Origin of the sequence: Microbacterium sp. K41, from assembly GCF_004794395.1 — a bacterium.
GTDB classification, from domain to species: domain Bacteria; phylum Actinomycetota; class Actinomycetes; order Actinomycetales; family Microbacteriaceae; genus Microbacterium; species Microbacterium sufflavum.
Genome location: NZ_SSDO01000454.1, coordinates 1 through 5,830 on the forward strand (window position 1 = coordinate 1; position 5,830 = coordinate 5,830).

Sequence of the window (5,830 nt, forward strand, 5' to 3'; positions counted from 1 at the left end):
GAACGCACGGCGCGACGTCGGCACCGGCACGACGAGGGCTCCGTGGCTCACCGCGGGCCCGAGCACGGCAGCCAGCGCGGACCCCAGCGGGCGCGCGAGGAGGGTCTCGCCCTCGTCTTTGAGGCGGCGCAGGCATCGCGCCGCCACGCCCTGATAGGTCAGCGCCACGTGGACGTTCCGACCCTCGGGCGTGCGCACCGCCCGCGGGTCGGGGATCAGCTCGGCTCGACAGACGTCGCACAGCAGCGTGCCGGGCAGGCCGCACCCGCCGCAGACCGCCGACAGCAGCAGCGCGGCCGCCTCGAGCACGACGGAACGGAGGGCGGAGGGCACGGGCATGCCTTCATGGTGTCTCCGGTGCCCGCGCCGCGGCGGTCGTCGCGAGCACGACCCGCGGGCCGCACCGCGAGATCCGTCACCGTGGAGGAGAGGTCACTCCCCCGCCCGGGTCGCCAGGACCGTGATGCCCTCCGTGACCTCGCGCCACGCCGATCCCGCGTGCGCGTACAGCTGACCGGCGGCACCGAGGATCCGCACACCCGCGGGCGTGCGCGCGCCGGAGATCGAGATCGCATCGACCGGCGCCGTCTCGGACGACCCCGGCCCGCCCACGGTCTGCAGCACGAGCCGCGGACTGCTGGGAGAGGCCAGCACGGCGAGCCGGTCGGGCCCGAGCCACACGAGCCCGGTGGACGGCTCCGGGAGCTGGAACAGCTGCACGAGGTCGCCGAGCTCGGTCGGCACGCCCGCCGAGTCGCGCACGATCGCCGCCACCACGACCCACCGCTGCCCGCCGACCACGATCACCGCGGCGACCCGGGCACCGTCCGCCGACACTCGCAGGTCGGAGATGGAGGAGGCGCTCGGCCACGCGTTCGCCACGGCGTGCGGGGCCGCATCACTCCCCGAGGCCTGCACCGCCTGGGGATCACCCTCCGGGACGGACCACGCGTAGCCGAAGGGGTCGAGAGACGGCTCGACCAGACCGGCGCGCGCGTCCAACTCATCGCGTCCGGACTTCGCCACCCGGTACACGTGACCGTCGTCGAGCTGCACGACCGCGTAGGAGTCGTCGATGCCGACGTCGATCGCCAGGATCGGCTGCGGGATCGCGACGATCTGCTCGCTGATGTCCGGGATCGGGGAGATCTCGTCGCCGACGATCCGCCCGAACTCGCCGTTCCGCAGGACCAGCGTCCCGACGTCCGCCGGGGTGCCTGCGAGCTCGACCACCCCCGCGTCGAGGGACCTGCCGTCGACGCTGAAGCGCACCTGCGTGACGTTGACCCCGGCGGCCTTCAGCGTGGACTGCAACTGCGTGCGCATGCGGGCGAGCGTGGTCTGGTCCAGTCCGGACGCCGGACGCGTCAGAGCGACCTGAGCCACCTGTCCCGTGATCGGCACCGCGTCCTGCGCCAACTGCACGTCGCCGGGGAACGCGGTCTGCACGGCCGGGTCCAGCCACTCCGACGGCGTTCCGCTCACGAGCGCCTGCGTGACGGTCGTCGCCGGGCTCTGGCGTCGGGGGAACCACCGCATGTCCGGCACGAGGCGCGACCACGAGGAGTCGAACCACTGCAGCGGGTACCCCTCGAACACCTTCGGGAACCGCGCCTCGTCGATCACGATGCCGTCGGGCGCCTGGGTGATGCGCCACTCGCCGTCGTCCATGCGCTCCAGCGCGAAGGGGACGCTGGAGTCGCCGGGCGCGCCGCTGTAGGCACCCGCCCCGTCGACGCTCGCCACCAGGTCGAGCTGCACCTGCACCTCGGCGGTGTCCGCCTGTTCCACCTCGTCCTCCGGCACCGTGGACGACAGCGTCCGTGCCTCGGGCCCGACGTCGATCGACACGCCCGCCGACGGTGCCCAGCTGCGCTGCAGCGCCGGGGCGAGGAACTCGCGCGCCGTGTCCCAGTTGTCCGACGTCGTGATCCCGGCCTCCAGGAAGCCCTCGACGATCTCCTCCGGACCGGCTCCGGCGATGGGACCGGAGGCGACGGGGAGGACGTCCACATCCTGCGGCGACTCGCCGAGCTTTAGACCCACCGCCACATCGCCGCTCGTGGGCAGACCGGCGCAGGCGGGGAGGAGCAGCGCCACGATGCCCAGGGCGGCGGCGAGCGCGAGACGTCGCGACCTGCGTGCACTCACGGTTCCTCCCTCCCCTCGAGCAGCTCCGAGTACATCTCCGCGATCGAGATCGGCTGCGTCGCATCGCCCAGTTCCGCCAACGGTTCCTGGGGCTCCACCGGGACCGGGCTCGGCCCGTCGAGAACACCGTCGTGGCGAGGGATGGTCAGCACGAAGTTCGACCCGACGCCCAACTCGGACCACACCGCGAGCGTACCGCCGTGCAGGGTGGCGTCGCCCAAAGCGATCGACAGTCCGAGCCCCGTGCCACCGATCGTGCGCTGCCGGGAGGGATCGGCGCGCCAAAACCGGTCGAACACGCGCTCGGCGTCGGCCGGGTCCATGCCGAGGCCGAAATCGCGCACACCCGCCGCCACCGCGTGCTGATTGCTGTCGACGGTGACCACGATCGGCCGGCCCTCGCCGTGCTCGATCGCGTTGCCGACCAGGTTGCGCAGCACTCGACGCACCCGGCGCGGATCCATGTCCACCGGCGAGTAGCCGCCCGGTGCGACGAGCCGCAGCTCCGAGCCGCGGCCGTCGGCGAGCGGCCGCATCTGCTCGATGACATCTTCTGCGAGGTGCGCGAGGCTCGTCGCCTCGAGCTCCAGCTGCACGGATCCCGCGTCGTACCGGCTGATCTCCAGCAGGTCGGACAGCAGGGTCTCGAAGCGCTGCACCTGCGCGTGCAGCAGTTCGGTCGCCCTGGCGGTGGTCGCGTCGAACTCGTCACGGTGGTCGTTGAGCATGTCGGCGGCGAGACGGATCGTCGTCAGCGGCGTGCGGAGCTCGTGGGAGACGTCCGACACGAAGCGCTGCTGCACCATCGACAGCTCCCCGAGCTCCTTGATCTGCGCCTCGATGCTGTCGGCCATGGCGTTGAACGACCGGCCGAGGGTCACGAGCTCATCCTCGCCGTGCACCTCCAGCCGCACGCCGAGGTCGCCCGCGGCGAGGCGCGCGCTGGTCTCCGCGGCCTGCACGATCGGCGTCGACACCGTCCGCAGCACGATCCACGAGATCGCCGCGACGATCGCCACCAGGCCGATCCCGGCGATCCACAGCGTGCGCTGCACGAACACCAGCGTCTGATCGGCATCGGCCAGGTCGTACGCGAAGTAGATCGCGAACGGGCCGGCCTCCGGCACCTGGAGCTGCTGCCCCACGATGATGCCGGGAACCTCTCCCCCGTCCTCGACCGGCAGCGCGACCGACTGCCACGCCTGGACGTAGTCGAGCTCCTCCACCCTCGTCTTCAGCTCGGGGCTGAGGAGGTTGGCGGTGAGGCCGGCCGTGAAGCCGTTCAGTCGCACCCCTCCCGGCTCGTCCTCGATCTTGAACCCGGCCAGCTGATCGGCGCTGGACGTGCGCGCCAGCGTGTCGGGGATACTGTTCCACAGGTCGGTGAGCGCCGCGGGGTCGTCGCCCACCTCGGCCACGTCGAGGATGCTCTGCGCCTGGTCGACCGCGCGGCGCGCGTCCTCCAGGGCGACGTTCTTGCGGGAGACGAACAGGTCGTTCTGGATCACGAGCGCCATGGTGACGCACGTGATGAAGATCGCCAGCGAGGTCGCGACCAGGGTGATCGCCAGGGTGCGGAACCGCAGCGACCGCCGCCACAGCGCCGAGATCACGGCCGGCCAGCCACGCCAGTCGCGCAGCACAGCGACGGCCGTGGTCGCTGTCGTCGCGGCCATCGTGCGCCTAGGCGACGCTGCCGGCGCGGTAGCCCACACCGCGCACGGTCATCACGATCTTCGGGTTGTCCGGGTCGAGCTCGACCTTCGCGCGCAGCCGCTGCACGTGCACGTTCACCAGTCTGGTGTCGGCCTTGTAGTGGTAGCCCCACACCTGCTCGAGCAGCATCTCGCGCGAGAACACCTGCTGCGGCTTGGAGGCGAGGGCCACGAGCAGCTGGAACTCCAGCGGCGTCAGGGCGATGGGCGTGGTGCCCCGGCGGACCTCGTGCGCGTCGACGTCGACCGTGAGGTCTCCGATGCGCAGCTGTTCGCTGGTGGTCTGCGGGGTCGGGCGCAGCCGGGTGCGGATGCGGGCGACCAGTTCCTTCGGGTTGAACGGCTTGACCATGTAGTCGTCGGCGCCCACTTCGAGGCCACGCACCACGTCCGCGGTGTCGCTGCGCGCCGTGAGCATGATGATCGGCACCCCGGACTCCGCCCGGATCCGCGTGCAGATCTCGATGCCGTCCATGCCGGGGAGCATGAGGTCCAGCAGCACCAGGTCGGGACGCTGTGCGCGCCACTCGTCGACCGCGCGCGCGCCGTCCGCGCAGAAGACCGGCTCGAAGCCCTCCGTGCGCAGCACGATGCCGATCATCTCGGCGAGCGCCGTGTCGTCGTCGACCACGAGGATGCGTGAGGTCATAACTGTTACCTTATGGCACCGAGTACCGCCCTCCGCAGGTCTGCGCCTCACCGTGAGGATATGACACGATGGGAGCGCACGACGGAGGGAGGCCCGTGAGCGGCCAGACGTGGACCCCAGCCCCCAAGAAGGGGATCATCCCCCTTCATCCGCTGACGTTCGGCATGCTGCTCGGCAAGGCCTTCGCGGCGCTCCGCCACAACCCGAAGGTGCTGTTCGGGTTCGCCGTCGTGATCCAGTTCGTCGTCGTCATCGCGACCGCCGGTGTCATGGGTGTCGTGCTTTTCACCACCTTCACCCGCCTCGAGACGGTGTCTCCCTCGTCGCCCGACTTCGAGGCCGTGCTCGCCGGCACGATCGCCATCAACGTGATCGCCGGGCTGATCGTCGGGCTCGCGTCGATCGCCTTCACCGCGATGATGCAGGGCGTGGTGGCCGCCGACATCGGGTACGCCGCCGTCGGGCGGAAGGCCTCGCTGCGTATGCTCTGGCGCCGCATGCTCCCCGCGTTCTGGCGGCTCGCCGGCTTCGCATCGCTCTCGGTGCTCGCGATGTTCGGCGGCATCGCGATCGTCGTCGCCATCATCGGCGCACTCACCGCCGGCGGTCTGGGCGGCACGCCGGAGCTGATCGGCATCGTGATCATCGTGGTGGTCCTGCTGGCGATCGCCGCGATCCCCCTGACCATCTGGCTGACCACCAAGCTGCTCCTCGTCCCGTCGATCCTGGTGCTGGAGCGCGCGCGCTTCCGCGACGCGTTCGTGCGGTCGTGGCGTCTGACGCGCGGCCGGTTCTGGGTCGCGTTCGGAGTGACGTTCCTGATCAGCCTCATCATGGGGCTGGCGATGCAGGTGGTGAGCATCCCCACGGCGCTGGTGTCGTCGTTCCTCGGAACCGTGATCGCGCCGACCGGCGCCAGCGAGCCGAGTGCGGTGATCGGCTACGTCTTCGCCCTCCTCGCCCCGCAGGTGCTCCTGCTGATCCTGCAGGCGATCACGATCGTGGTGCAGAGCACGGGCGGTGTGCTGGTCTACCTCGACTGCCGCATGCGCTACGAGGGCCTGGATCAGACGCTCCTCTCCTATGTGGAGCGCCTCGACCTCGGTGCGAGTGAGGACCAGCTCGGCGACCCGTTCGTGGTGGACACCGCCCGCGCCGTCACCTCCGCCCCGCCGCCGCGTCAGGTTCCGGAGCACGTGATGATGACACAGGGGTACGGGTACCCCCAGGCCGCGCCGCAGCCGTATCCCTACGGTCCGCCGCCGGCCGGGACGGCCCCGGGGTTCGGCGGCGCGCCCTCCCCCGCATACCCGCC

4 protein-coding genes and 1 pseudogene are annotated in these 5,830 nt (G+C 71.0%); 1 reads left to right on the plus strand and 4 read right to left on the minus strand.

Annotation, left to right across the window (positions count from 1 at the left end; translation table 11 throughout):
- The 4 genes and pseudogenes from DW309_RS14595 to mtrA all read right to left on the minus strand — a co-directional run.
- Nucleotides 1-339 (minus strand): annotated as a pseudogene (locus tag DW309_RS14595) (ComF family protein); the annotation flags it as partial.
- A 93-nt stretch (nucleotides 340-432) separates the two neighbouring features.
- On the minus strand, nucleotides 433-2,151 hold the full coding sequence (locus tag DW309_RS14600) for an LpqB family beta-propeller domain-containing protein (protein ID WP_136045774.1): 1,719 nt from the start codon (nucleotides 2,149-2,151) through the stop codon (nucleotides 433-435).
- Complete coding sequence (gene mtrB, locus DW309_RS14605; RefSeq protein ID WP_136045775.1) at nucleotides 2,148-3,827, minus strand: MtrAB system histidine kinase MtrB; 1,680 nt, start codon at nucleotides 3,825-3,827, stop codon at nucleotides 2,148-2,150. The genes DW309_RS14600 and mtrB overlap by 4 nt, the downstream gene beginning before the upstream one ends.
- A gap of 7 nt (nucleotides 3,828-3,834) precedes the next feature.
- Nucleotides 3,835-4,515: an MtrAB system response regulator MtrA gene (gene mtrA, locus DW309_RS14610; RefSeq protein WP_136032889.1), complete on the minus strand. Its 681-nt coding sequence runs from the start codon at nucleotides 4,513-4,515 to the stop codon at nucleotides 3,835-3,837.
- 95 nt (nucleotides 4,516-4,610) lie between these two features.
- Between mtrA and DW309_RS14615 the strand changes: the two genes are divergently transcribed.
- A partial coding sequence (locus DW309_RS14615) for a hypothetical protein (RefSeq protein WP_240753246.1) occupies nucleotides 4,611-5,830 on the plus strand: 1,220 nt, incomplete at its 3' end.

Excerpts from the sequence above, each read along its gene's own strand:
- mtrA (WP_136032889.1), bottom strand. The coding sequence starts at position 4,515 with ATGACCTCACGCATCCTCGTGGTCGACGACGACACGGCGCTCGCCGAG.
- mtrB (WP_136045775.1), bottom strand. The coding sequence starts at position 3,827 with ATGGCCGCGACGACAGCGACCACGGCCGTCGCTGTGCTGCGCGACTGG.